Source organism: Moraxella cuniculi, from assembly GCF_900637105.1.
Taxonomy (GTDB): domain Bacteria; phylum Pseudomonadota; class Gammaproteobacteria; order Pseudomonadales; family Moraxellaceae; genus Moraxella; species Moraxella cuniculi.
In genome coordinates this window covers 1-25,396 of record NZ_LR134343.1, presented here as the reverse complement: position 1 = coordinate 25,396, position 25,396 = coordinate 1, and the positions used below count along the sequence as shown (strand labels likewise).

General features: G+C 45.0%; 22 protein-coding genes and 1 other RNA gene. 10 read left to right on the top strand and 13 right to left on the bottom strand.

Features of this window, described 5'->3' with window-relative positions:
* Positions 1-15 precede the first annotated feature (15 nt).
* The gene (locus tag EL162_RS00105) at positions 16-867 is read left to right on the top strand and encodes a TatD family hydrolase (protein WP_126331614.1); all 852 of its coding nucleotides are present in this window, start codon (positions 16-18) and stop codon (positions 865-867) included.
* A gap of 40 nt (positions 868-907) precedes the next feature.
* Positions 908-1,681: a tRNA threonylcarbamoyladenosine dehydratase gene (locus tag EL162_RS00100; protein WP_076556078.1), complete on the top strand. Its 774-nt coding sequence runs from the start codon at positions 908-910 to the stop codon at positions 1,679-1,681.
* Positions 1,682-1,740: 59 nt separating this feature from the next.
* Here EL162_RS00100 and dapD read toward each other — a convergent pair whose 3' ends face one another.
* The 3 genes from dapD to lipA all read right to left on the bottom strand — a co-directional run bounded on the left by dapD (position 1,741) and on the right by lipA (position 4,912).
* On the bottom strand, positions 1,741-2,562 hold the full coding sequence (gene dapD / locus EL162_RS00095) for a 2,3,4,5-tetrahydropyridine-2,6-dicarboxylate N-succinyltransferase (RefSeq protein WP_126329278.1): 822 nt from the start codon (positions 2,560-2,562) through the stop codon (positions 1,741-1,743).
* A 101-nt stretch (positions 2,563-2,663) separates the two neighbouring features.
* Positions 2,664-3,584 (bottom strand): alpha/beta fold hydrolase, encoded by a 921-nt coding sequence (locus EL162_RS00090; protein ID WP_126329277.1) that lies wholly within the window; start codon positions 3,582-3,584, stop codon positions 2,664-2,666.
* Between the two features lie 263 nt (positions 3,585-3,847).
* On the bottom strand, positions 3,848-4,912 hold the full coding sequence (gene lipA, locus EL162_RS00085; protein ID WP_076556082.1) for a lipoyl synthase: 1,065 nt from the start codon (positions 4,910-4,912) through the stop codon (positions 3,848-3,850).
* A gap of 327 nt (positions 4,913-5,239) precedes the next feature.
* On the opposite strand from lipA, the gene hemH reads away from it, so the two are divergent.
* A complete protein-coding gene (gene hemH, locus EL162_RS00080) occupies positions 5,240-6,214 on the top strand; it encodes a ferrochelatase (protein WP_126329276.1) in 975 nt (324 codons plus the stop codon).
* A gap of 186 nt (positions 6,215-6,400) precedes the next feature.
* On the opposite strand, the gene EL162_RS00075 is transcribed toward hemH, so the two are convergent.
* Positions 6,401-8,635, bottom strand: coding sequence for an NADP-dependent isocitrate dehydrogenase (locus EL162_RS00075; protein WP_126329275.1), 2,235 nt, complete (start codon positions 8,633-8,635; stop codon positions 6,401-6,403).
* A 46-nt stretch (positions 8,636-8,681) separates the two neighbouring features.
* Between EL162_RS00075 and EL162_RS09895 the strand changes: the two genes are divergently transcribed.
* The 3 genes from EL162_RS09895 to EL162_RS09890 are packed head-to-tail and all read left to right on the top strand — an operon-like array spanning position 8,682 to position 10,136.
* Positions 8,682-8,828: a hypothetical protein gene (locus tag EL162_RS09895; RefSeq protein WP_170161385.1), complete on the top strand. Its 147-nt coding sequence runs from the start codon at positions 8,682-8,684 to the stop codon at positions 8,826-8,828.
* A gap of 32 nt (positions 8,829-8,860) precedes the next feature.
* Positions 8,861-9,916: a tRNA (adenosine(37)-N6)-threonylcarbamoyltransferase complex transferase subunit TsaD gene (tsaD, locus tag EL162_RS00070; RefSeq protein WP_126329274.1), complete on the top strand. Its 1,056-nt coding sequence runs from the start codon at positions 8,861-8,863 to the stop codon at positions 9,914-9,916.
* A gap of 49 nt (positions 9,917-9,965) precedes the next feature.
* On the top strand, positions 9,966-10,136 hold the full coding sequence (locus EL162_RS09890; RefSeq protein ID WP_170161384.1) for a hypothetical protein: 171 nt from the start codon (positions 9,966-9,968) through the stop codon (positions 10,134-10,136).
* Positions 10,137-10,429: 293 nt separating this feature from the next.
* Here EL162_RS09890 and EL162_RS00065 read toward each other — a convergent pair whose 3' ends face one another.
* Both EL162_RS00065 and EL162_RS00060 read right to left on the bottom strand, forming a co-directional pair.
* Complete coding sequence (locus tag EL162_RS00065) at positions 10,430-11,317, bottom strand: LysR family transcriptional regulator (RefSeq protein WP_126329273.1); 888 nt, start codon at positions 11,315-11,317, stop codon at positions 10,430-10,432.
* Positions 11,318-11,438: 121 nt separating this feature from the next.
* Positions 11,439-12,689 carry an MFS transporter gene (locus EL162_RS00060; RefSeq protein WP_126329272.1) on the bottom strand — a complete coding sequence of 417 codons (1,251 nt, stop codon included), beginning with the start codon at positions 12,687-12,689 and terminating at the stop codon, positions 11,439-11,441.
* Positions 12,690-13,258: 569 nt separating this feature from the next.
* Between EL162_RS00060 and metE the strand changes: the two genes are divergently transcribed.
* A complete protein-coding gene (gene metE / locus EL162_RS00055) occupies positions 13,259-15,514 on the top strand; it encodes a 5-methyltetrahydropteroyltriglutamate--homocysteine S-methyltransferase (RefSeq protein ID WP_126329271.1) in 2,256 nt (751 codons plus the stop codon).
* Between the two features lie 278 nt (positions 15,515-15,792).
* Positions 15,793-16,431 carry a DedA family protein gene (locus tag EL162_RS00050; RefSeq protein ID WP_126331613.1) on the top strand — a complete coding sequence of 213 codons (639 nt, stop codon included), beginning with the start codon at positions 15,793-15,795 and terminating at the stop codon, positions 16,429-16,431.
* Between the two features lie 56 nt (positions 16,432-16,487).
* Here EL162_RS00050 and EL162_RS00045 read toward each other — a convergent pair whose 3' ends face one another.
* Positions 16,488-16,859 (bottom strand): outer membrane protein assembly factor BamE, encoded by a 372-nt coding sequence (locus EL162_RS00045; RefSeq protein ID WP_126329270.1) that lies wholly within the window; start codon positions 16,857-16,859, stop codon positions 16,488-16,490.
* 230 nt (positions 16,860-17,089) lie between these two features.
* Here EL162_RS00045 and fur point away from each other — a divergent pair, with 230 nt between their 5' ends.
* On the top strand, positions 17,090-17,530 hold the full coding sequence (gene fur / locus EL162_RS00040; RefSeq protein WP_076556092.1) for a ferric iron uptake transcriptional regulator: 441 nt from the start codon (positions 17,090-17,092) through the stop codon (positions 17,528-17,530).
* A gap of 119 nt (positions 17,531-17,649) precedes the next feature.
* Here fur and EL162_RS00035 read toward each other — a convergent pair whose 3' ends face one another.
* Entirely contained in the window at positions 17,650-18,702 is a 1,053-nt protein-coding gene (locus EL162_RS00035; protein WP_227543407.1) for a type IV pilus twitching motility protein PilT, read from the bottom strand.
* 174 nt (positions 18,703-18,876) lie between these two features.
* Between EL162_RS00035 and EL162_RS00030 the strand changes: the two genes are divergently transcribed.
* Positions 18,877-19,560, top strand: coding sequence for a YggS family pyridoxal phosphate-dependent enzyme (locus EL162_RS00030; protein WP_126329268.1), 684 nt, complete (start codon positions 18,877-18,879; stop codon positions 19,558-19,560).
* A 369-nt stretch (positions 19,561-19,929) separates the two neighbouring features.
* Here the strand turns inward: EL162_RS00030 and ssrA are convergent.
* From ssrA to EL162_RS00005, 5 genes are all read right to left on the bottom strand, one after another.
* Positions 19,930-20,286, bottom strand: a transfer-messenger RNA (tmRNA) gene (gene ssrA / locus EL162_RS00025).
* A 51-nt stretch (positions 20,287-20,337) separates the two neighbouring features.
* Positions 20,338-21,219, bottom strand: a complete 882-nt coding sequence (locus EL162_RS00020) for a WG repeat-containing protein (protein ID WP_078310311.1) — start codon at positions 21,217-21,219, stop codon at positions 20,338-20,340.
* 128 nt (positions 21,220-21,347) lie between these two features.
* Positions 21,348-24,149, bottom strand: coding sequence for a [protein-PII] uridylyltransferase (glnD, locus tag EL162_RS00015; RefSeq protein WP_227543406.1), 2,802 nt, complete (start codon positions 24,147-24,149; stop codon positions 21,348-21,350).
* 15 nt (positions 24,150-24,164) lie between these two features.
* A complete protein-coding gene (map, locus tag EL162_RS00010; RefSeq protein ID WP_076555978.1) occupies positions 24,165-24,956 on the bottom strand; it encodes a type I methionyl aminopeptidase in 792 nt (263 codons plus the stop codon).
* Positions 24,957-25,063: 107 nt separating this feature from the next.
* On the bottom strand, positions 25,064-25,396 hold the full coding sequence (locus EL162_RS00005) for a protein tyrosine phosphatase family protein (protein WP_126329267.1): 333 nt from the start codon (positions 25,394-25,396) through the stop codon (positions 25,064-25,066).

Genomic DNA, 25,396 nt, shown 5'->3' with positions numbered 1-25,396 from the left:
GACAAGATTAATCCGATGGCACAAAATATCACACAATCGCTTGGACTGATAGACACGCATACGCATTTTGATGTGCCAGAGTACGATGAGGCTCGGGTGCAGTTTGCACGGCGAGCCAGTGAGCAGGGGGTATCGCATCTGGTGTTGATTGGCTATTTGGCACGGTATTTTGGGCGAATGGTGCAGACCCATGAGTTTGTCAATGCACTTAAAGCTGCACCAAGATCCCATTTGGCATTTGGACTGCACCCGTTATATATCCATGAGCATCATGAGCATGATTTGCTGATTTTGTCAGATTTTCTAAATAATCATCACAGTATTGCGATTGCCGAGATAGGGCTGGATACTTATCATAAATCATTACAGTCTGCTGATATTTATGCCAAGCAGCAGCGGTTTTTTGTTGAACAAATTAAACTTGCCAAGCAATACCATAAGCCGATTTTGTTGCATATACGCAAAAGCCATGCCGATGTGCTAAAAATCCTTGCCGAACAAAATTACCGTGCCGATAACCAAGGTGGTATCGCTCACAGTTTTAGCGGCGGAGAGCAAGAGGCATTGGCATTTGTCAAGCGTGGGTTTAAGCTTGGTATCACAGGGCAAATCACCAATCCAAATGCCAAAAAATTACGCCGTGCCGTGATGGCAGTTTTTGCCAAATATGGTGCCGATGCGTTTGTGATAGAGACCGATTGTCCTGATATGATGCCGCTGCCTTGTCAGCATTTGGGTTCGTTTAATGAGCCTGCCAATTTGCCCCATGTGCTTGATACATTGGCTTTATTATTTAGTATGGATAAACAATCATTGGCGGAGAAGCTTTGGCAAAATAGCTGTCAGGCATTACAAACCAAGTGGTGATAAGTGTTAAGTGCTGTACCACAAAGCAACAAGAGAGACTATGACACAGTTTGATTATGAACGCCGCTTTATGGGCGTGCAGGCACTGTACGGTGCAGATAACCGAGAGAAGTTTGCCAATGCCATCGTGTATATCGTGGGGGTTGGCGGTGTTGGTTCGTGGGCAGCGGAGGCATTGGCACGCACGGCGGTTGGGCATCTGGTGCTGATTGATTTGGATATTTTGGTTGAGAGCAATATCAACAGACAGTTGCCAGCGTTGAGCGAGACGCTTGGCGAGAGCAAGATTGAAGCGATGGCAAAACGCCTTTATGGCATTAATCCGCAGATTCAGCTGGAGTGTGTTGATGAGTTCTTGACCGCTGACAATGTTCATCAGCTTCTGCCCACTCGTGAAAAAGTAGAGCAGTTGCAAGCAATGGGCAAGACTGTGGTGGTGCTTGATTGTGTTGATGACATGGCGGCAAAAGTAGCCATTGCTTTGCATTGTCGCTTCCAAAAAATCAACTGTATCATCGCAGGTGGTGCAGGGGCAAAAACTGATCCGACACGCTTACAGGTTGCTGATTTGAAGTACGCGACACAAGACCCCTTGCTGGCAAGATTGCGTGCCAAATTGCGTGAAAAGGGCATTGCCAAAGGCGGCAAACAAAAATTTGGGCTAAAATGCGTGTATTCTGATGAGCAACCAAAAATCACCAAAGCCTGCCATGCAGGGCTAAATTGTGGCGGTTATGGTTCTGCTGTTGTAATGACAGCCACGGCAGGCATGGTGATGGCGGCCTCCGCCTTGCAGTTGATAGAGACTCGCTGATCATGAATTTATAAAAAATGGCAAAGCGTTAGCCTTGCCATTATGAGGGTTTGTGCAGATTATTCAGCACGCAATAAATCGTTTAGGCTGACTTTGCCACGCGTCTGTGCATCGACTTTTTTGACGATGATGGCGGCATATAGGCTGTGTGAGCCATCTTTGCTTGGCAGACTGCCCGATACCACAACAGAGCCTGCTGGCACGCGGCCATAGTGAATCTCACCTGTTTCGCGATCGTAGATTCGTGTTGATTGACCGATATACACGCCCATTGAAATAACAGAGCCTTCTTCGACAATCACCCCTTCAACAATCTCAGAGCGAGCACCGATAAAGCAGTTATCCTCAATGATGGTAGGGTTGGCTTGTAGTGGCTCAAGCACGCCACCAATACCTACGCCGCCTGATAGGTGAACATTTTTACCAATTTGAGCACATGAACCAACCGTTGCCCAAGTATCAACCATTGTGCCTTCATCAACATAGGCACCGATATTGACATAAGAGGGCATTAGCACGACATTTTTTGCCTGAAAACTGCCACGGCGAGCAACCGCAGGTGGAACGACACGCACACCAGCAGCGGCGAATTGTTCAGCAGTCCAGTTGGCGTGCTTGGTGGCAACTTTATCATAAAAATGCAAATCGCCTGATTCAATCGGTGTGTTATCATTTAATTTAAACGATAGCAGCACGGCTTTTTTTAGCCATTGATGCACAATCCACTCACCGTTGATTTTTTCGGCGACACGCAATGAACCGTTGTCCAAGCCTTCGATGGCTGCCTCAACCGCTTGGCGAATCTCGCTAGAGGCAGTTTCGGCGGTAAAATTGGCACGGTCTTCAAAGGCTTGTTCGATGATGGTTGCTAAATCTGACATGGATAACTCCTAAAAATGCTTACGATGGTTGATTATAGCACATTTGCCAAACAAAGCATAATTTTCACTTGTTGTTGTGTAAGCAATCATGGCCAATGATATTATGCGGATTTGTTTATTATCCAATGTAGAATATCTTGATAAACTCGCTGATTTTGCTTTTCGTGCAGTGGTTCGTGCCGCATATTTGGGTACAGTTGCACACGGACATTTTTGCCTGCCTTGATGAGCTTGTCGTGCAGTTTGTGAATATCCTGCCCCATGTTGCCAACCGCATCATCTTTGCCACTTATCAGCAAGATGGGGTAGTTGCTTGGCATATTGGCATACCAGTCAGGGTTACAAGCACGCTGCATCAAGCCAAATAGCGTCCAAAAGCCATTATTACTAAAACAAAAACCGCACAACTTATCTTGTTCAAAGCGACTGATGGCATCGGGATTTTCGGCAAGCCATGCAAAAGGTGATGTGCTGATGGGGCTTTGAAGCTGGTTTAGGAGGTACTGATTGACAAGCCAGCCGATTTTTTCGTTACTTTGCTTGGCGGCAATTTTGTTAAGCAGCCCAAGAGTAAGCAGGCTGGTGCGTGCAATCGCCCCAAAACTGTCCGCCGTCCCCATCAAAATTGCCCCACAAAAACGCATACTGTGATGCGTCAGCACGGTGCGTACAATAAACGACCCCATAGAATGCCCCAGTAAAAAATGCGGTACATTGGGGGCGATTTCTTTTAATTTATCCGCCATGATAACCACATCCTTGCACAGGGTTTGTACAGGGTGCTTGTCATCAAAAAAACCCAGCTCATATTTGTCCTTGACCGTCTGCCCATGCCCCAGCTGATCATAGGTTGCCACCAAGATACCGTGATTGGCGAGAAATTGGGCAAAATCGGCATAACGACCACTATGCTCGCTCATGCCATGCACAATGAGCAGACTTGCTTTGATTTCGCCTTTGGGAACAAAAAAAGTGTGATGCAGGCGATGGATTTGGTTTGACGATAGGATAATTTGGGTCATGGTTGTTGTTTATGGTTCGCTCAGTGCTTGGGTTGCTTAATTTTGCCATTGGTAATAAATTGATGACCAAAATCTCAGTATGGCAACATCGCTTGCAAGAAAATTTTGCAGGGTCTTTTGGTTGTCTTGTGATAAAGATAACATCGTGTATTTTGTTGAGTTGTTATATAATGCCAAATTGCTTGCATAAATTCTTAATACACAACAAGACCCTTTTGCAAGTTTAGGTTGTCAAGTTAAAACCTTAAGTTTGTTCATTTTTCCTAAAAACACCCGCCTTTTTCGCCTTTTTCTGCCTTGGTTAATTTTTCTTCGGCAAGAGCTTTGGCAGAACGCACAGGTGGTGGGCAGTCCTCGCCATAGTATTGGCGGTCGGCAAAGTAGCTTGAACGCACCATTGGATTTGCCCAAATATTAAAAAAGCCAAGTTTTTTGCCATATTCGGTATAGCGGGCAAATTCATCAGGATGCACATAGCGATCCACAGGGGCGTGGTTTTTGCTTGGGGCAAGGTATTGACCGATGGTAACAATATCAACATCGTGTGCCTTTAGGTCGTCAAGCAGGGCGTATACCTCTTCTTCGGTTTCGCCCAAACCTACCATAAAGCCACATTTGGTCGCCACATCAGGGCGGCGAGCTTTGTAGTCTTTTAATAAATTCAAAGAATGCTGATAATCTGAACCAGGGCGAAAAGCCTTATAAAGACGAGGCACCGTCTCAATGTTGTGATTAAACACATCGGGGGCGGTTTCGGTCAATAAGTCAAGGGCGATTTGCTCGCGACCACGAAAATCAGGCACCAAGATTTCAATCAAGCAGTTGGGGCTTAGGGCTTTGGATTCGTTAATCACCTCAACAAAATGCCCAGCACCGCCATCTTTTAAGTCATCTCTGTCCACGCTGGTAATCACGGCGTATTTTAGCCCAAGTCCTAAGATGGTCTCGGCAGTGTGGCGTGGTTCGTCTTTGTCAAGCGGATTGGGTCTGCCGTGTGCCACTTCACAAAACGGACAACGGCGAGTGCAAATATCGCCCATAATCATAAAGGTAGCCGTACCATCGCCAAAGCACTGTGGCAAGTTTGGACAAGCCGCCTCTTCGCAGACGGTATAGAGTTTTTGTTTGCGAAGTGTGGATTTGATGCGTTCTACTTCGGCTGGGCTTGAGAGTTTGACACGAATCCAGTCGGGTTTTTTTGGGGCATCAACGGTTGGAATAACCTTGATGGGAATGCGTGCCACTTTGTCATAACCACGCAGTTTTTCGCCTTGCACGGCTTTTTTTGGTGCAGGGCGGGCTTCGGGGGTGAAGGTTTGGACGGTCATGGCTTATCCTGTATTTTTGTTGTAAAATGCTTATTATACGCTAAATTGCCAAAAATAACACAGCTTGATGGCTTATTGTTGCTATCTAGGGTGTTTTGGCAAAATTTCAATATTGCCAGTTTATTTGCCATCATGCCAATCTTGTGATAATAATGCCAATTAATGTACAAATAATCAATGATTTGCCAACACTTGTCAAGTCTTATGTTGGTCTGGGTTGATTGATGACAGTATAATTGCCAACATGGGCAAAAATATCCGCCAAGCATGAGATTTTTTGGTAAAAAAATGCTACACTTAGGTCTTGTTTTTAAGAGATGAATTGTGATGACAGCCAAGAAAAAAACCGCCATTTTGTTGATTAATTTGGGTACGCCTGACGCACCCACGCCGCAAGCGGTCAGGCGTTATCTGAAGGAATTTTTGAGCGACACACGAGTCATTGAGATACCAAAGTTCATCTGGCAGGTGATTTTAAACTGCTTTGTGCTAACAACCAGACCTCGCCGTGTGGCACATGCTTATGAGGGCATCTGGCAGCCAGCAGGCTCACCACTTTTGACAATCCTAAAAAACCAAGCCGAGCAATTAAGACAGGCATTATCCGCCAAGGGCATTAAGGTGCCTGTGTATGCGGCGACCACTTATGGCAATCCATCAATCACCGCTGTGCTGGAGCAATTGATGGACGAGGCGGTGGAATCGGTTGTGCTATTGCCACTGTATCCACAGTATTCAGCGACTTCAACGGCAGCGGCATTTGATAAGGTTGCCAAATTTCTGATGACAAGGCGTAATTTGCCCGAGCTGCATTTTATCAAAGATTATCACAATCACCCTTTGTATATTGAGGCGTTGGCACAAAGTGTTGAGCGGTATTGGCAACAGCATGGGCGAGCCGATCGTTTGCTGATGAGCTTTCATGGCATCCCAAAGCCGTATGCGGACAAAGGCGACCCGTATCCCAAGCAATGCCAAGCCACGGCGGTATTATTGGCGGATAGATTGGCGTTGTCGGCAGGCGAGTGGGCGATTAGTTTCCAGTCTCGTTTTGGGGCACAAGAATGGCTCAAGCCCTATACCGATGAACTGCTGGGACAATGGGGTGCATCGGGCGTATCGGTGCAGGTGATGAGTCCTGCTTTTTCGGCGGATTGTCTTGAGACGCTTGAGGAGCTGGCGGTAGAAAACAGGCAAAACTTCTTGCAAGCAGGTGGCAGCTCGTATGAATATATCCCTGCATTAAACACCGATGAGCTGCACATTGAAATGATGGCGGATTTGGTTAAAAAATATTTATAAATCAATAATTTACCAATAAAATCTTATAAAATCACAGATTTGGCAGGGTTTGTGATTGATTTTATGGCTAAGTTGCGTGCTAAGATTGGCTGATTTGTCATCTTGTTGCCCAAAATTTGCCAGTTTGGCAACAAAGCAATAAAAAATGGCTTGTAGACATACAAGCCATTTTTGATGACGGTCAAATCAGCCAAGCAGCTGCAAGATTTGGTTAAGTGTGGCACTTGGACGCATTGCCTCGCTTGCTTTGTCAAATGCAGGTGCATAATATCCACCGATATCCACGGCATTGCCCTGAACTTGGCTAAGCTCGGCAACAATGGCAGTTTCGTTATCTGCCAAAGCAGTAGCCACTGGAGCAAATTTGGCAGCAATATCAGCATCTTTGGTTTGTGCAGCCAGTTCTTTTGCCCAGTACAGTGCCAGATAAAAATGACTGCCACGATTGTCCAGCTCGCCTGCTTTGCGTTTGGGCGATTTGTCGTTTAGCAGCAACTGTTCGGTGGCACGGTCAAGCGTCTCTGCCAAGATTTGTGCTTTGGTGTTGCCTGTAGTTTGTGCCAAATGTTCAAACGACACCGCCAATGCCAAAAATTCACCCAAGCTGTCCCAACGCAAGTGGTTTTCTTCGGTAAACTGCTGTACATGTTTTGGTGCTGAACCGCCTGCACCAGTTTCAAACATACCGCCACCGTTCATAAGTGGTACGATAGACAGCATTTTTGCCGAAGTGCCAAGCTCTAGGATTGGGAATAAATCGGTCAGATAATCACGCAGAACATTGCCTGTAACTGAGATAGTGTCCTCGCCATTTTTGAGGCGTTGTAGTGAGAACTTGGTGGCCTCTTCTGGCGATAAAATACGCAAATCCAAGCCGTCAATATCGCTCATTTCCAGCTCGCTTAGGTAGCGTTTGACCTTATGAATGATGCTGGCATCGTGTGGGCGACGCTCATCAAGCCAAAATACCGCAGGCGTATTGCTTAGGCGGGCACGGCTGATTGCCAGTTTGACCCAATCTTTGATTGGAGCATCTTTGGTTTGGCACATACGCCAGATATCGCCAGTTTCTACTTCATGGCTCATCAGCACTTGACCTGCTTGGTTGATTACCTCAACTTTACCATCGGCGGTCATCTCAAAAGTTTTGTCGTGCGAGCCGTATTCCTCTGCTTTTTGAGCCATTAGACCGACATTTGGCACGCTGCCCATTGTGGTCGGATCAAATGCACCATGCTCACGACAAAAATCAATCACAGCTTGGTATACGCCAGCGTAGCTGCTGTCTGGTATGACCGCTTTGGTATCTTGGGCTTGACCTTCGCTGTTCCACATACGACCTGAGTTGCGAATCATGGCAGGCATTGACGCATCAACAATTACATCGCTTGGCACATGTAGGTTGGTAATGCCTTTGTTGCTATCAACCATAGCAATTTCTGGACCTGTAACATAGGCATAGCTGATGGTTGCTTCGATGGCGGTGCGAGTTTCTGCATCCAGCTTGTCCAAGTTGGCAAGCAAATTGCCAAAGCCATTGTTCACATCAACACCGATGGCAGCAAGTGTGTCGCCATGTTGCTCAAATACAGGTGCAAAAAACGCTTTGACCGCATGACCAAAGATGATGGGGTCAGAGACTTTCATCATGGTGGCTTTCATGTGTAGGCTAAATAGCAGACCTTGCTCTTTGGCATCTTTGATTTGTTCTTGCAAAAACGATACCAGAGCTTTTTTGCTCATGACGGTGGCATCGATAATCTCGCCTGCCTGCAGAGCAACTGGGCTGCGTAATGGTTGGCTGTTACCTGCTTTGTCGGTGAAAACAATGCTTACGCTGTCAGCGGTTTCGCTTGTGTAGGATTGTTCATTGTGGAAAAAATCACCGCTTTGCATGGTGGCAACATGAGATTTTGAGTCTTTGCCCCACGCTCCCATGCTGTGTGGGTATTTTTTGGCGAAGTTTTTTACTGCTTTTGGGGCACGGCGATCTGAGTTACCTTCACGCAACACAGGGTTTACTGCACTGCCTTTGATTTTGTCGTAGCGATTTTGAATTTCTTTTTCTTCATCGGTTTGTGGGTTGGTTGGGTAGTCTGGCAGTGGATAGCCTTTGCTTTGTAATTCCTTAATGGCAGCGACCAGCTGTGGCACAGAGGCACTGATATTGGGTAGCTTGATGATGTTGGCTTCGGGTTTTTTTACCAATTCGGCAAGCTCGCCAAGTGCATCAGGTATGCGTTGTTCTTCGCTCAAAAATTCTGGAAAACTTGCCAAAATGCGACCCGCCAGCGAGATATCGCTGGTAACAAAGTCAATATCGGCAACACTGCCAAAACTTTTGATGATTGGCAACAAAGAATAAGTTGCCAGTGCTGGTGCTTCATCGGTGTGGGTGTAGATGATGGTAGATTTGCTCATACAAACTCCTGTTTGGTTGTTATTTTTGAAATCGCATCGGCTTATTATGCCACACTTTATTGCTTTTGCCTACTTACAAATCATCGTTGTGATACAGATGGCAGGATTTTTGGCAAAATTACCCAAATATACCCAAGTGGCTAAGGGTGCAAGGCTGATTGACAGTTGTGCTATAATAGGCGATGATTGTTAATTTTGATGTAAAATCCAGCAAAAGAGTGATGAATGAAAGTATTGGGTATTGAGACTTCGTGCGATGAGACAGGTTTGGCAATTTATGATGACCAAATCAATAACGGCAAAGGCGGTGTATTGGCACAAGTTTTGTACAGTCAGGTGCAACTGCATCAGATGTACGGCGGCGTTGTGCCAGAGCTTGCCAGTCGCGACCATATTCGCAAATTGGTGCCGCTGTTTGATGAGTTGCTTATGCAGGCAGGCATTGACAAATCACAGATTGATGCGGTGTCTTATACCAAAGGGCCAGGGCTTATTGGGGCGTTGATGACTGGGGCGTTGTTTGGGCGGACGCTGGCTTTTGGGCTTGGTGTGCCTGCACTTGGCGTGCATCACATGGAAGGGCATTTGCTTGCACCATTATTGGCGGCGGATAATCCACCACAATTTCCTTTTGTGTGCTTGCTGGTTTCTGGCGGTCATACCATGCTGGTGCGTGCCGATGGCGTGGGTGAGTATCAGTTGCTGGGTGAGTCGATTGATGATGCAGTGGGTGAGTGTTTTGATAAGGTGGCAAAAATGCTCAACCTGCCTTATCCGGGCGGCCCAAATGTTGAAAAACTGGCAAAAACTGGCAATCCGCTGGCGTATCAGTTGCCAAGACCTATGCTGCACAAGGGTTTGGATTTTTCGTTCAGTGGCATGAAGACAGCGGTGCACAATCTGATTAAAGATACGCCAAATGCAGACAGCGACCCTGTGGTGCGTGCTGATATTGCGGCAAGTTTTCAGTATGCGGTGGTGGATACTTTGACCCAAAAATGCCACAAAGCCCTAAAGCAAACAGGGCTAAAACAGCTGGTTATCGCAGGTGGCGTATCGGCAAATCGCACGCTGCAAAAGACGCTGGAGCAGAGAGTTCAAGATATTGGTGCTAAGGTATATTATGCCCCTGTTGAGCTATGCACGGACAATGGTGCGATGATTGCCTATGCAGGGTTTTGTCGCCTAAAACAGGGGCAGGCAGATGGTTTGGCGGTGGCGTGTGTACCCAGATGGGATATTACAAGCCTTGCCATCACCAAAGCTGACAATGCCAAATAACACGCCAAAAACAAGCACGGCGTAAGGTATATCGGCACAAAGTGCAGTGATGGCAGTTTTTGTAAGTGATGCAAGATTAAGAGATTATCACATGGCGATGGCGATTATGCGGTGGCTTTGTGGGCAAAAGCTGCCAATTATCGGTCTAAAGACCAATAATCGTGTGGTAAATTTAACCAATTATTATAAAGATTTGATGATTTTTGTTTTTATTATTTAATAATAATCAATGAGATAATTTTTATAAAAATGATGATTAATTTTGCTATTGCCATGATAATTTGACGGATTTTTGCTATTTTGTTTTGTTTAAGGGTTGATATTGCCTTTGGTTTATAAAAAATCTACCATTAAATTTTAATTAATATTAATAAATGTGCAGTTTTGCCAATTTATCATCTGCTGATGGCTTGATTATCAATCTGTTTTGTGCGAAATAAAATTTTCTACACAATAAAGCAAACCATGCCAACAGCAACTTTGGGCAGATAAGCGTTTGGAAGTTGTGATAAATTATGGTTTTTTGATGTCTTGGAGTAATCCCAAAAAGCCCTTCATATAATCCAAACTTTCATCGTCTTGGCGGACGGCGGCGTAGAGCTGACAATATACACCTGCCCCAAGTCGGCGAGATACCACCCAGCCTTTGCGTTCATACTCTGCTGCAACCCAGTCGGGCAGGGCTGCCACGCCTCGTTCTGAAGCAACCAGCTGAATCAGCATCGCTGTCAGTTCTGTGGTGCGAATGCTGGCGGGGCTTATGCCACTGGGTGCTAAAAATTTGGCGATAATATCAAGCCGACTTGCTTCTACAGGGTAGGCGATGAGTGTTTGGTCGATAAGGTCGTTTGTGCTGATGGACTCTTGGCTTGCCAAGCGGTGTGCTGGCGAAAGCACAAGGCGGCTTTCGTAAGTAAATAAGGGCAGGTAGCTGATGCCGTCAATCGGCAAATCACTGGCGGTGATTAATAGGTCAATTTCGCCATCGGCAAGCATCTGGTGCGGCTCAGGGTCAAAACCTGTAGCAAAATCCAGCTCAACATCGCTATAGCTTTTGCGATAGGTGTTTAGAATCGGCATCAGCCAATCAAAGCAGCTGTGGCATTCGCTGGCAAGTCTTAATCTGCCTGCCTGCCCATGTGCCAGTCGCTTGATGTCGGCTTTGGTGCGTGCCACCTGTGGCAAAATACTATCAGCAAGCGACAATATCAACAGTCCAGCTGGGGTGAAGCTGACAGGACGCGTGCGGCGATTAACCAAGGTGATGTCATAATAATGCTCAAGTTCCCTTAGTTGATGACTGATGGCGGAAGCGGATAAATTCAGCTCATCGGCGGTATCTGCCAAAGAACCATGCCGCTTTAGGGCACTCATCATCTGTAAATGGCGAATTTCTAACATATAAAGCCTGACGCAAAATAATCCACGGAAAGGTTGATGGTTTGGTTAATTTGCTATTATAACAAGCCTGACGCCTTGTGTGAATTATTTTGGAGAAAAACACAGCAAGCTGAGTGCTTGATTAAGATACTTTGGCACAGGCTTGCCTGCTTTGGATTTTAATGCCCAAAATCATCAAAAGCTCGATGACAATCAGCACTGTGCTGTAGCGAAAAAGATCAGCGTAGTCTGTCGCGGTTTTTGGAATAATCCACAGACTGGTGATGAGTGAACCTATCGCATCGCCTGCCAAAAATGCCGTCTGCATCAGCCCAAGTGCCGCCGCCAAAATACTGGCATCTAGCATATCGTATTGCAGCACCTGTTCAAACGAAGCGGTCAGGCTTAGGCAGGCACTGCGAAGCATGACAATGATAATCAAGGATACAAATCCCAGCTGCAAACTTAGCACATAAGATAGTCCAAGATAAATCAGCACAAGGGCAATCATCGCCACAAAAAACCCAGCAAAGGCGGATTGCTTAATCAGATGATGGTAGCGAAGCAGGATAAAATTGGCAAGCATGGCGACAAAAACCGTACCCAAAAACACAAAAATTGAGCCAGATTCAGCCATGCCATAATCAACAAACATCAAAATCAAATAAGGCTTAATCAGACCTGTATAAATCCCACCGATTAAACTTGAGCCAGCAAACAGCAAGACAGGCAGAGTGATAAGCTGTCTTAAAGAAACTTGTGATTTATTGTTTATTGGCTGATGATTATCCAAAGTGCCACGGTCTGCCCGATTTTCTTTATAGGCAAAAATACTGGCAATGCCGACCAACATCGCTGCAAGCAGCAATAAGAAAAAATACACATCACCAAAGGCATGGACAGACAGTGCCACAAAAGCTGTGCCAAACAGGGTGCAAGCAGACAATAAAATTGAACGCATGGCGGTTAGTTGTGTGGTATTTTGCTGGCTGTTTTGGGTGAGCTCCACAAGCCATACTCGTCCAGCCAACAGAGCAACAGACGCTCCCACACCAGCCAAAACTGCGGTCATCACTGCCACCATCGGCGTGGTAAAGATGCGTAAAGCCAGTGCCAAAGCATATAGCACACTGCCAATAAGCACCGCCAACGCAAAGCGAACCTTGCTGATTGCCATACCATAGAGAAAAGAAAACGCCCCTGTAATTGCCATCGCCGAGTATGCCATGCCATAGGCGGCAAGTGCATTTTCATTTTTAAAATAGACTGGCATCGCTGCCAGCGAAATCGCCATGCCCGCCTGAAAGCTAAGCGTATAATAAGTGTAGCGACTGACAGCAGGCGTGGCAAAAAGTTTTGCTTTATCATAAAATTCCCTTGCATTGGTTGGCAAAACAGTTCAAATTAATGAAGCGTAATTGATTGAAGGCTGCTGCTATAACTATTTTTTGATTTATTTTAGATGATTGATAAAATAAAATCCATAATGAATAAAAATAAAACTCCAAGTAAGATAATGAGAAAATTATCAAGCCTTCTTGGGGATATTGCTTCTATTCCTGCTATAAAACAGCGTAGCACAATGATGGACACTAAAGATATTCCAAAATGTTTATCTTTCTTGCATAAGAGCTTTGTATGCTGTATTTTCTTTTTAAATAATTTGCGAAGGCATCTGTTTAAAACAGGCATATCCAATTTGCTATCGCTATATCCTTCCAAAAAATATTATTAGTCATTGCATTTCACCAGTTTGTGATGATTAAGGTGCATGATTTTGTAGTGCTTTGATCTTTATCATAAATTGTTGTTTTGGGTTGTAAATATAATAATTTTCATCATATCATGAAAAATTTGATTTTTATTCATGTTAAAAATTTTGTATAATGCCACCATCAAAAATTTTCATGTTTTTGTAAATTTTGTGAATTTTAATCATCTAAGAAACCAAAGGAAAAAACGATGACAGTTATCTCGCATATTTTGGGTTATCCAAGAATTGGCGACAAACGCCAAACTAAATTCGCCCTAGAAAAATACTGGAAGGGCAAGCAAGACAAAGCCAGCACGCTTGAGCAGATTCAGGCGGTGTTTAATAGCAATATCAACGAACAGATTGATGCAGATTTGTCCTTGATTACCACAGGTGATTTTGCTCATTATGATTTGGTATTGACCTTGGCAACTGCGTTGGGCGTTGTGCCGAAGCGTTTTGCTGGGGCGGCTGATCTTGATACTTTTGACCGTCAGTTTTATTTTGCTCGTGGTCGTGATAATACGGGCAAATTTGCCGATACTGCTGCATGGCAGATGACCAAGTGGTTTGACACCAACTACCATTATCTTGTGCCAGAGCTTGCGGCAGATGAGTCATTTGCCAATCTTGATTTTGAGCAAATTATCAAGCAAGTTGTTGATACCAAAGAGATTTTGGCAAAGCGTGGCGTGAACAAACCCATCAAGGTTGTCTTGGTTGGTCCTGTTTCTTTTTTGTATCTGTCAAGCAGTGAGCTTGAGGATAAGACCACTCATCTTGATAAACTGATTCCTGCTTATAGCAAATTGCTTGGACAGCTTGGCGAATTGGGTGTGGAATATGCACAGCTAGATGAGCCGATTTTAAGCCTTGATTTGGACGGCAAATGGCAACAGGCATTTGAGCGTGCCTACAGCACTTTGCAACGCATTCCGCCAAAACTTATCGTTGCTAGCTATTTTGATACATTGGGCAACAATATCAATACGGCGTGCAATTTGCCAGTGGCGGGCATTCATATTGATATTACGCGTGCCAAGCAGCCCAAGCAATATGTGCAGCAGGTAATCGATCAGCTGCCAACGCACAAAATTTTATCAGTAGGCGTGGTTGATGGCCGTTCTGTATGGACCACCGATCAGGCAGCAGCAGCAGAGATTTTGGCAGAAGCCTATGGCAAATTGGCCGATCGTTTGTGGGTGGGTTCAGGCTCAAGCCTGCTACATCTGCCTGTGGATTTGGCACACGAAACCGTGCCTGAGCAATTGCAGGGCAAACTTGCTTTTGCCAAGCAAAAACTGGGCGAAGTGGCGATTTGTGCAAAACTTGCCACAGGTGAGATTGCCCCTGATGCCAATGCTGTGGCACTGGATTTGAGTTTGGCATTGGACGGTGCCAAAGTGCGTGCAGGTCAATTTGCCAGTCGTTATGCTGCCCAGCAAGCCAAGCTAAACTTGCCGCTATTTCCGACCACAACCATCGGCTCATTTCCGCAGACGGTAGAGATTCGCAAGGCTCGTGCCGCATGGAATAAGGGCGATTTGTCAGATGCGGATTATCAGACCGCTATGCAAGAGGAAATTAAACGCAGCATTGACGAGCAAGAAAAACTGGGTATTGATGTTTTTGTCCATGGCGAAGCCGAACGCACGGACATGGTGGAATATTTTGCACAGTATATGGACGGTTTTTGGGTGTCGGCAAATGGCTGGGTGCAAAGTTATGGCACTCGCTGTGTGCGTCCACCGATTGTTGTGGGCAATATCAGCAGACCTAAGGCGATGACTGTGGCGTGGATTAAATACGCCCAAAGCCTAACAGATAAACCGATGAAAGGTATGCTTACAGGCCCTGTTACCATCTTGAACTGGTCATTTGCTCCAAGCGATACCAAAACTCGTGATATTTTACGCCTACAAATCGCCGAAGCAATCAATCAAGAAGTGGGTGATTTGCAAGACGCTGGCATTCATATTGTGCAGATTGATGAGCCAGCTTTCCGCGAGGGTTTGCCACTAAAACAGGCCGATCAGGCACATTATTGGAATCAGGCGGTCAATGCGTTTAAGCATTCATGCTCAATCGCCCACGAAAGCACCCAGATTCATACGCATATGTGCTATTCGTCATTTCATGATTGCCTAGAGCATATCAGTGCCATGGACGCTGATGTCATCACTATCGAGACGGCACGCTCAGGCTTGCAATTGCTTGATGCCTTCAAAGGTAACGGCTACGCCAATGCCATCGGGCCGGGCGTGTACGATATTCATTCGCCACGCACCCCAAGCAGCGAAAATATGCAGGTGGTGATTGATGAGGCGATTAAATATGTGCCAAAAGAACGCCTATGGGTAAACCCTGACTGCGGTCTAAAAACTCGCAACTGGGAGGAAACCGTGTCGGCACTGGCAAATATGATTGCAATGACCAAAAAAGTGCGTGAACAATACAGCAATTAAGGAGTGGTTATGTGCGATACCTGCCATATCAATGTGCACGATGATGATGAGCTTGAATTTGACGAGCTTGATGATTAAGTAACAGCACAAAAACACCCATTGACCGATTGGTTGATGGGTGTTTTTTATGATAATTAAAAAATCACTTGTTGATATGGTGGCAAGTTGTGAGAATTTGGTGAGTATTCATAATAAAAAATTACTTTTGTGTATCAAATTTTCTGCTAATATAGACGGTTTGATAATGACAAATAATGGGGCGGATTATGGATGCAGTCATGCAGTTGATTGATTTTATCTTAAGCATTGATCAGTACTTGGCGGTGTTTTTTCAGAATTATGGGCTATGGATTTATGGCATTTTATTTTTGATTATTTTTGTTGAAACTGGGCTTGTGGTCATGCCATTTTTGCCCGGAGATAGCTTGTTGTTTGCAGCAGGGGCGTTGGCGGCATTTACAGGTGCTTTAAATCCTGTTTTGCTGATAGGCTTGCTATTTGTGGCGGCGGTGCTGGGTGATACGCTTAATTATCACATTGGTAAATATATCGGGCCAAAAGTGTTTGAGATTAACTCTCGCTGGATTAACAAACAGCATTTGGTGAATACACAGAAATTTTTTGCCAAGCATGGTGGCAAGACGATTATTTTTGCCCGCTTTATCCCTTTTGCTCGCACTTTTGCACCCTTTGTGGCAGGGGCAGGCAGTATGGATTATAAATATTTTTTAAGCTATAACATCATCGGCGGCTTTTTGTGGATTAGCTCTTTTGTGCTTTTGGGCTATTTTTTTGGTAATCAGCCAGTGATTAAAGATAATTTTACTTATGTGATTTTTGGTATTATTATCTTTAGTATTTTGCCAGTGGTGATTGGTTTTGTGCGTGAAAAAATTGCCAAAAATCGCAATCAATAATCAAATCAATACTTAAAAATGGGCAAATAAATGCCTCAATTGTTGAGGCATTTTGCTTAGCGTTGAGCTGGCAGGCTATCACGACCATCAATGCGTGCTACGCGTCCTTGATTATCAAAATAGATGCTTAGGTATTGCGAGGCATTTTTGATATTTGCTTTTTTCTGGCGTTTGCCATCAGTGCCAGCGGTATAGTCATAAATATAATCCCAGCGGTTGGGTGCCAGCGTATCTCTCAATGCAGGCGAGCCAAGCAAATAAAGCACTTGGTTCATTGACATACCAACTTGAATTTGGCTGGCTTGTTGGGTAGTCAATGGCGTACCTTGTGGCAAATCAATGGTATAGACGCGAAACGCATTACAGCCTGTCAGGGCAACTGTAGCGGCAAGGCTTAGACTTGCAAATAGGAAAGTAGATTTTGTCATGGGTTATCCTTGTTTACATTGTGCTAGCCACATATTAAACATAACTTTGCGATTATGCAAGTATCTTTTGTGTTTTACTTGTCATAATAAAGCAGCGATGGCATGATTTGTTAAATTGATGAGCGTGTTTGAGATTATCTGATGATTTTTGGGTGCAAGATTGCGATTTTTGTGGTACATTATAGCACAATGACAAAGAATAATCTGAATTAAGCAAGGGGTAAGAATTTATGGCATTCACCAATAAAGATTTGCGAAAAGCAGGGCTAAAAGTTACTTTGCCACGCATCAAAATTTTGGAACTGCTTGAAAATGCCGACCATCACCACATGAGTGCCGAAGATGTTTATCGTGCGTTGGCAGAGCAGGGTGAGGATGTTGGCTTGGCAACTGTGTACCGTGTTTTGACACAGTTTGAGCAGGCAGGTATCGTTGAGCGACATAATTTTGAGAACAATTTGTCCGTTTTTGAAATTGCTCAAGAAGAGCATCATGACCATCTGGTGTGTGATGTTTGTGGTAAGGTGATGGAGTTTCGTAACAGCATCATCGAAGAGCAGCAGTTTAAGGTGGCACAAGAGTATAATTTTAAACTGTCTGGACATTCGCTGGTGCTATATGGCGTGTGTGATAGCCCAGAATGCCAAAAAGCCACCGCAGAGGCAAAATAAGCCTCACGGTTTAACCGCTTATGGCTGACAAGCCAATCCAAAACCTCAAAGCTGATTTGGGGTTTTGTATTTTTGATAAGATGGCTGAAGTTAAATGGCGTGTGCTTGATTGTCCGTTATCAGAGATTTTGTTGAGTGATGGCAAGAGTTTTTGTCTCTTGGCTGATTTTGCCTTGTCTTAATAGATGGTTTAGGCTGGACTCAAGGCTTATCATGCCAGCAGATAGCCCTGTCTGAATCACTGAGGGCAGCTGAGCAGATTTGTTTTCTCGGATAAGATTTGCCACAGCAGGCGTGCGTAACAAAATCTCAAAAGCAGCAACACGACCGCCATTTGTTGCAGGCAGTAGTCTTTGGGCGACCACCGCCTGTAGTGAGTCGGCAAGCATGGTGCGTACCATGTGCTTTTCGGCAGCGTCAAAGACATCAACAATACGGTCAATACTCTTGCTGGCACTCATGGTGTGCAAAGTCGCCAAAACCAAATGACCTGTCTCTGCAGCGGTCAGTGCCAAGCGAATCGTCTGCAGATCACGCAATTCACCAACCAAAATCACATCAGGATCCTCGCGAAGAGCAGCACGCAACGCCTGCTCAAAACTCTGCGTATCTGTGCCAACTTGACGCTGGCTGATGAGCGATGATTTGCATTCATGTATGAATTCAATCGGATCTTCAATCGTTAGAATGTGTGCTGCTCGATGCTCATTAATATAATCAACCAAAGCAGCCAGCGTGGTGGATTTGCCAGAGCCTGTTGCACCAGTAACCAGTACCAGACCTGATTGTAGCGAGGCGATTTTTTGCAGACTTTGATGAATATGAGCATTGTTCGTCAGCATATCGATGCCAACAAGGGTGCTGTTCAATGCACGAATCGCTACCGCCGCCCCTTGATGGGTGTGATAGGCGTTAATGCGAAAGCGACCCTGTGTGGTATCACACGCAAAATCGCACTCGTGCTTTTGTTGCCAGCTGTCAAATTCCACCTTTGGCATAAGCAAACCCAGCATGGCGGTGATGGTATCAGAATCAAGCGGTGTATCATTGGCAACAACCAATCTGCCATCAATTCTTAGCACGGCAGGGCGACCTGTGGATAAGTGCAAATCAGAGGCTGATTGTTGGCGTACCAAATTAAGTAGGGCATCAAGCGTGGCGGAGGTTTGCATTGTCATTCCTTGAAATTTTAATGTGCAGAGGTTTGTGAATTATTAAAACAAATTTTGGCGATTTTCTCAAGTTTTGCTTTGGGTTATAAAATTTGTGCTACAATGAGATTTTAGGCGGTAAATTTACCAAATCTCTTCTAAATATAAACAGCAAAAATCCGTGGGTAAGTGGTTATGGCAACGCAATTTGACAAGAAAAAATTAATTGATAATTATAAAAATATTAAAAATTTATTAAATACTACCAACCAGACCCACAAGCGTGGCAATGCTGCACGCTTGATTGCTGTCTCAAAAACCAAGCCCGCTGCTATGGTGGCGGCGTTATTTGCCGAAGGTCAGGTTGATTTTGGTGAAAATTATCTGCAAGAAGCCATCACAAAAATAGACGAATTATCAGCCCTTGATATTACTTGGCATTATATTGGCAGCATTCAGCGTAATAAGACGCGGGATATCGCCAAATATTTTGATTGGGTGCATACGCTTGAGCGAGAGGTTATCGCCACAAGGCTAAATGAACAGCGTGAGGGTATGTCGCCTTTGCAGGTGCTGATTCAGGTAAATATCGATAATGAGGCGAGCAAATCTGGCTGCTGTATTGAGCAGCTGCCTGCCTTGATTGAGACGGTGTCGGCATGCCAAAACCTAACTTTGCGTGGGCTGATGGTGTTGCCAAGCAAAGAGAGTGGCGATGCTTTTATGCGAACTAAGGCGTTGTTTGATGAGATGGCGACACGCTATGTCTTGCCGCATTGGGACAGTATTAGCATGGGTATGAGTGGCGATATGGACGAGGCAGTGGCACATGGCTCAACGATGGTGCGTATCGGCACGGCAATCTTCGGCGAGCGGTGATTGTTGTCTGCTTGGCAGAGGGTGCGGTTAAATTTATTTCCTTGCTTTTTCTATTTTTCATTTTCTTATTTTTTAAAATAAAAAAAGCAGCTAAAGCATTAAGATGGCTAACTTTGTAAAAAGTATTTCTTTGTTATTTTGTGTTTTGGCATGGTTGCAATCGCTAGCGTGGGTTTAAAAAGTAAACTAGCATTCCAGCCAATCTGTTTTGTATCTCCATTTTTGTGAACGTAGAGAGATACAAATAGAGATACAAAAATGATTATAATATAGGCGGTAATAGGTGGCAATAAATGGCAATAAAAAATTCCTAGATAATTGATTTATCTAGGGTTTTTTGTGATATGTGGTTGTGTGTGGTTATATGATTGGTGGAGATGGCGGAAGTTGAACCCGCGTCCGCCAGCACTACATCTATGAGTCTACATGCTTAGATTCTGTCTATGGCTTTAATCCGCACCGAACCGACAGTCAGGATGGATTGGACGATTTGCTAAGATTTCGCAGCTGTCATCGCAACGCTAACAGCCACTATCCTTTGTGCGTTCGCATCGGGGAGAGCAACCAGACCAAAGGCAATCTGTGCCGTCCCAAGTGCCCTTAGGCAGCTAGTGCGTAAGTTTCGTCGTTTGCGACTATTTTAAATGTATGTTGATTTACAAGAGGCATACGCTCTTGACATGCATCATTAGGTTTCGCTACCAGCGTCGAAGCCAGAACATCCCCTGATTTTCTGATTATAGACTGCTTTTGCAAATATTGCAAGTGCTTTTGGTTTTATTGATATTTTGGCATATTGGTACGGTTGCCTGATTTGTCAATATAGTATGATGATTCGCCATCAACCACATAGGAGGCACCCATGAAAAAGTCATAAACAAGGTCGTATTTTAGTTCAATGACCACCTTGCCTGTGGTGTCAATAAAGCCAAATTTATGCAAAGGCACGCCTTGTGCGTCCGTCAATCCTGTTTTTTTGGTAACGGCTGCCAACCCTTCGGAGAAGCTTTTGGCGGAGTCAAACTGTGGCTTGATGGCAACTTTACCTGATTTGTCCAAAAAGCCGTATTTATCACCTTGTTTAAACAGCACCAAGCCATCTTCAAACCAGTCGCCAACCACCTCAAACTGTGGTTTGATGACCATTTTGCCCGTGCTGTCAATAAAGCCATATTTGCCATTTTGGGCAACTTTGGCACGACCTTCCCAAAATCCCCATGCGTCCTCAAACTGTGGCTTGATGGCAACTTTGCCTGTGCGATCTAGGTAGCCATATTTGCCATTTTGGCGATACAGTGCCAAATTGTTGCTAAATGGGTGGGCTTCTTGATAAGCGGTGGCGATGACCAGCTTGCCTGTGGTGTCAGCAAAGCCGTATTTGCCTTCTTTGATGACAGGTGCCAAGCCATCAACATAGCCACAATCAGGATAGATGATGGCAAATTCCACGCCTTCTGGCAGGGCGGTTTTGGTGCAGGCAGGTAGCGATTCTTCATCAACGGTGAGTGTGCTACTGGGCTGATTTGCCAGTGCGACACTACCAAGCATAAGTCCTGCTGATAGTATAAACTTGTAAGGGAGCTTCATGAGTTCTTCTCGGTGATATTTTTGCTCGGCATTTTGCCAAAATTGCGATACTAATGGACGATATTTTGGCACAAATTTGCCGAAAATACCACCATTGGACAGCTGAATTTGTGGCATTTTTGTGAGAAAAATACGGCTTGATTTACATAATGTTGCTTAAGTTTGTTAAGTGAGATTTTGGGCAAAGTGCATCAGTGTGGCTAATTGTCCAAGATATTGATAAGTTTTTCTTTTATTTGTATTAATTTATCATCACTAAGCAGCTCGCCGTGCTGATTGCTTAAATAAAACATATCTTCGGCACGCTCGCCCAAAGTGGTAATTCTTGCCCCATGCACCTGCACGGACAATTCACTAAATACCGCTCCAATCTTGGCAAGCAATGATGGTCTGTCCTTGGTAATCAGCTGCATTTGGTGGCGACCTTGCTGAGCCAGCGTGGTTGCTTTGGCAAAATGCACTTGTGTTGGCAGGTTAAAATGCCGAAGTGGGCTGGTGGTTTTGAAGGTTTTTGGTGGCGTGCAAAGATGCTGGTGGTGAAGGCTTGTGCGAAGTTTATCAACCAATTCATGATGGCGGTGTGAATCGGATAATAAATCGGTATCACAGTTTGCACCATGCCTATCAATGAGCACATAGCAATCAAGCGCCATTGCAGTATCGTCAATGCTTGCAGAGATGATGGTCGCATCTAGGACGCTTAGCCCCATTTTGTCCAAAACGCATACGGTGGTGGCAAATAAATTGTCCTGATCTGGGGTGCAAACGAGCAATTGAATACCTCTTAGCGAGACTTCATCGTGTCGTCTTAGTGTAATGATTGGCTCGCCAAGTGTTAGCTTGTGCTTATTTGCCAAGATTTGTGTGGTTTGCCAGACAATGTCGCTTACTTTTTGTTTGAGAAAATATTCTTCACCAAAGCCAGACCAGAGGGCGGTTATTTGTTCTTGGGTGTGGTGTTGTTGGATAAGTAAATCATTGGCAGCGGTTTTGCGTAAGGCGATGACTTTGTCTTTATCAACAGTATGCACCCCTAAGCTATGCACGCGGTGGACGCTGGTGTATAGCTGCTTGAGCAAGGTGGCACGCCATGAGTTCCAAAGCTGACTGTTGGTGGCGTTCATGTCGGCAACGGTCAGCACATACAGATGATTAAGTCTGGCGATTGATTCGCTAAATTCTGCAAAGCGAGTAATGACATCAGGGTCGCTGATGTCTTGTTTTTGGGCGGTAAGCGACATGGTTAGATGCTCAAGCACCAGCCAGCGAACCAGCTGACTGTCCGATTCGCTCATGCCGTGATCTAGGCAGAATTGATAAGCATCAACCGCTCCCAATTTGGCATGGTCGCCACCACGACCCTTGGCAATATCATGAAAAATCGCAGCGATGATAAGAATGTCTTTGCGAGCGATTTTTTGATAAACTTCACTTGCCAAGCCATATTTTCCTGTGCTGTCCGTCTCAAAACGGTGCAAAATCCGCACCAAAAACAGCGTGTGAGCATCAACCGTATAGCGATGAAACAAATCGTATTGCATAAGCCCCATCACTTGCCCAAAGGCGGGCAGATAATTGCCCAGTACGCCAAAGCGTTTCATCAGCCTTAGGCGATGAAACAAATAATTACTCTGTTGTAAATTTGCCAAGAATAATTGACGGTGCTGGCTTTGGTTGCGAAAATCATCATCAATCAGCAGGCTGGCTTGATTAATGGCACGCAAGGTGGCAGCGGTGATTTTGTTGATGCCTTGCTGCCCCATGATTAAAAAAATTTTCAGCAAATTGGCAGGGTTGTTGCTAAAAGTATCAGCATGGTTGGCATGGATTTTTGTTACCAGTTTGCCATCTGTGTCTTTTGTGCTGATTAAACAAAAATTATCATCAATCACCGTGCGTTCACCAGAACAAAGAGCAAGCGATGTATCTGTCAGGTAATTTTCGGCAAAATAAGCACAAAGCATCTCCGACAGCGTTGCCACACGCATGGCATGGTGATAGTACTGCCGCATCATCACCTCCAAGGCGGCGGTGATGTCGTGGTGCGTAGCTTGTTCGTTCGGCTGATAATAACCAAAGCGTTCGGCGAGGCTTTTTTGGTAATCAAACAGCAGCCTGTCTTCGTTGCGATTTGCCAGCGTATGCAGATGATGACGCACGCACCACAAAAACTCTTGGGCGGCGATGATTTCTTGGCGTTCATCTTGGCTGATGAAGTTCGCTACAGCATCAGAACTGTCTTGCCCAAAATAAAATCGTGAAAGCCAGTGCAAAATATGCAAATCACGCAGACCACCGGGGGCGTTTTTGATGTGTGGCTCAAGGTTGTATTCGGTGGCATTGTGCGAGAGATATCGCTGTTTTGCTTCGTTGATTTTGGCGGTGTAGAATGCTTGTATTGACCAGTTTTTTTTAACAGTATTGAAAGGTAAATTTATGAATGATACATTGCCAGCAACCAGTCGTGCGTCCAGCCAAGCAGTAGCAATGGTCTGGTCGCTGACAGCTGTATCCAGTGTGGTTTTGTCTTGTACCGAAAATGCTGGCGTAATGCCAATATCCCACAGGCTGGCAACAAATTGCTCAATGTTTGCTTGGGTGGCATGAATGTTTTCGCCAATCAATAAAATATCAATGTCCGAGGCGGGCAGCAGCTCACAGCGACCATAGCCACCAATGGCAAATAAGGCACAATCATCAGGCAGATGATGGGCAAATAAGGCACTTAGCACTTCATCAATAACCAGTGTGCGGATATTGATGAGCGTGCCGATTTGTTCGGTTGCTGCCGTGCCACGATGCCTTAGGTGTTTGTCAATGGCGTGATTTGTCGCTTGCAAATAGTGGCGAATGGCTGCACAATCTGTAAGATTGGGCGGTGTTGGCAGGTTCAGTTTTAGTTGTTGGCAATAAGCGAGCAGTTTGTCGCTTTGGTCAAGTTGGGCGTATTGCGTCATGGACATTGGGCAAATGGCAATGGCGGCAAGTGGATTATCAAGCACCACTTGCCTTGATGTTTAGTTATTTAAAAAACTCAAATCCTCGTCATCTCTGGCGGTGGTAACAAGACAGCCTGTATCCGTAACAATGATGGTATGCTCCCACTGGGCGGATAGTTTGCGGTCTTTGGTGATCGCTGTCCAGCCGTCTTTTAGGACTTTGGTTTGCCAGACCCCTTGATTAATCATAGGCTCAATGGTAAGTGCCATGCCAGTTTTTAGCTCAATGCCTGTGCCTGCTTTGCCGTAGTGCAGCACTTGTGGTTCTGCATGAAAACTCTTGCCAATGCCATGTCCACAAAATTCTCTGACGATGCTAAAACGCTCAGGCTCGACCACGGCTTGAATTGCAGCACCGATATCGCCCAGTCTTGCACCATTTTTAACGACTTTCATGCCAGCATAGAGAGCCTCTTGGGCGACACGGCACAGTCTTTCGCCCATGATGGTAGGTTTGCCGACCACCCACATTTTTGAGGTATCGCCATAGTAGCCATCTTTGATGACGGTGATGTCAATATTAATAATATCGCCATCTTTTAAGATGCGTTCGTGGTCAGGAATGCCGTGGCAGACGACATGGTTGATGGAGGTGCAGATGGATTTTGGAAAGCCATTATAATTCAGCGGTGCTGGGATTGCTCCTTGCACTTCGGTGATATAGCGATGGGCAATATCATCAAGCGTGCCTGTGCTGACACCTACTTTGACATATTCATCAAGCATGGTTAATACATCAGCGGCAAGTTTGCCAGCAAGTTGCATTTTGGCAATGTCGTTTTTATCCAAGATGGGAATGTGTTTTGTCATAATTATCGCTTATCGGCTGTTTGGTTATCAATCAAATTGGACTTATTGTACTAAAAAAGTGCGTTTTATGCCATATTAAGCCACAAAATAGACCATCTGCAACAGCTTTAGTCATCAAGCAAATCATGCTCTCGGGCGGCTTGCAGAATAATGCTTGAGCGGTTGCCACTGCGACAAAAAATATGCAGCGGACGCTCGGTTTGGTTATAAAAATCAGCAAAGGCTTGCACATGGTGCATCTCAAGCATGCCACCTGCAAAAGCGATTTGCTGATAGGCAATGCCACAGTCGGCAGCGACAGCAGCGATTTGTGCAGAGCTTGGTTGATTTGGTTCTTCGTTGTCAGGGCGGTTATTGATGAGGGTTTTGTAGCCTTGCTGGGCAAGTTGTCTGACCTCGTCAGGGGTGATTTGACCCGAAATGGTGATGATATCGCTCAT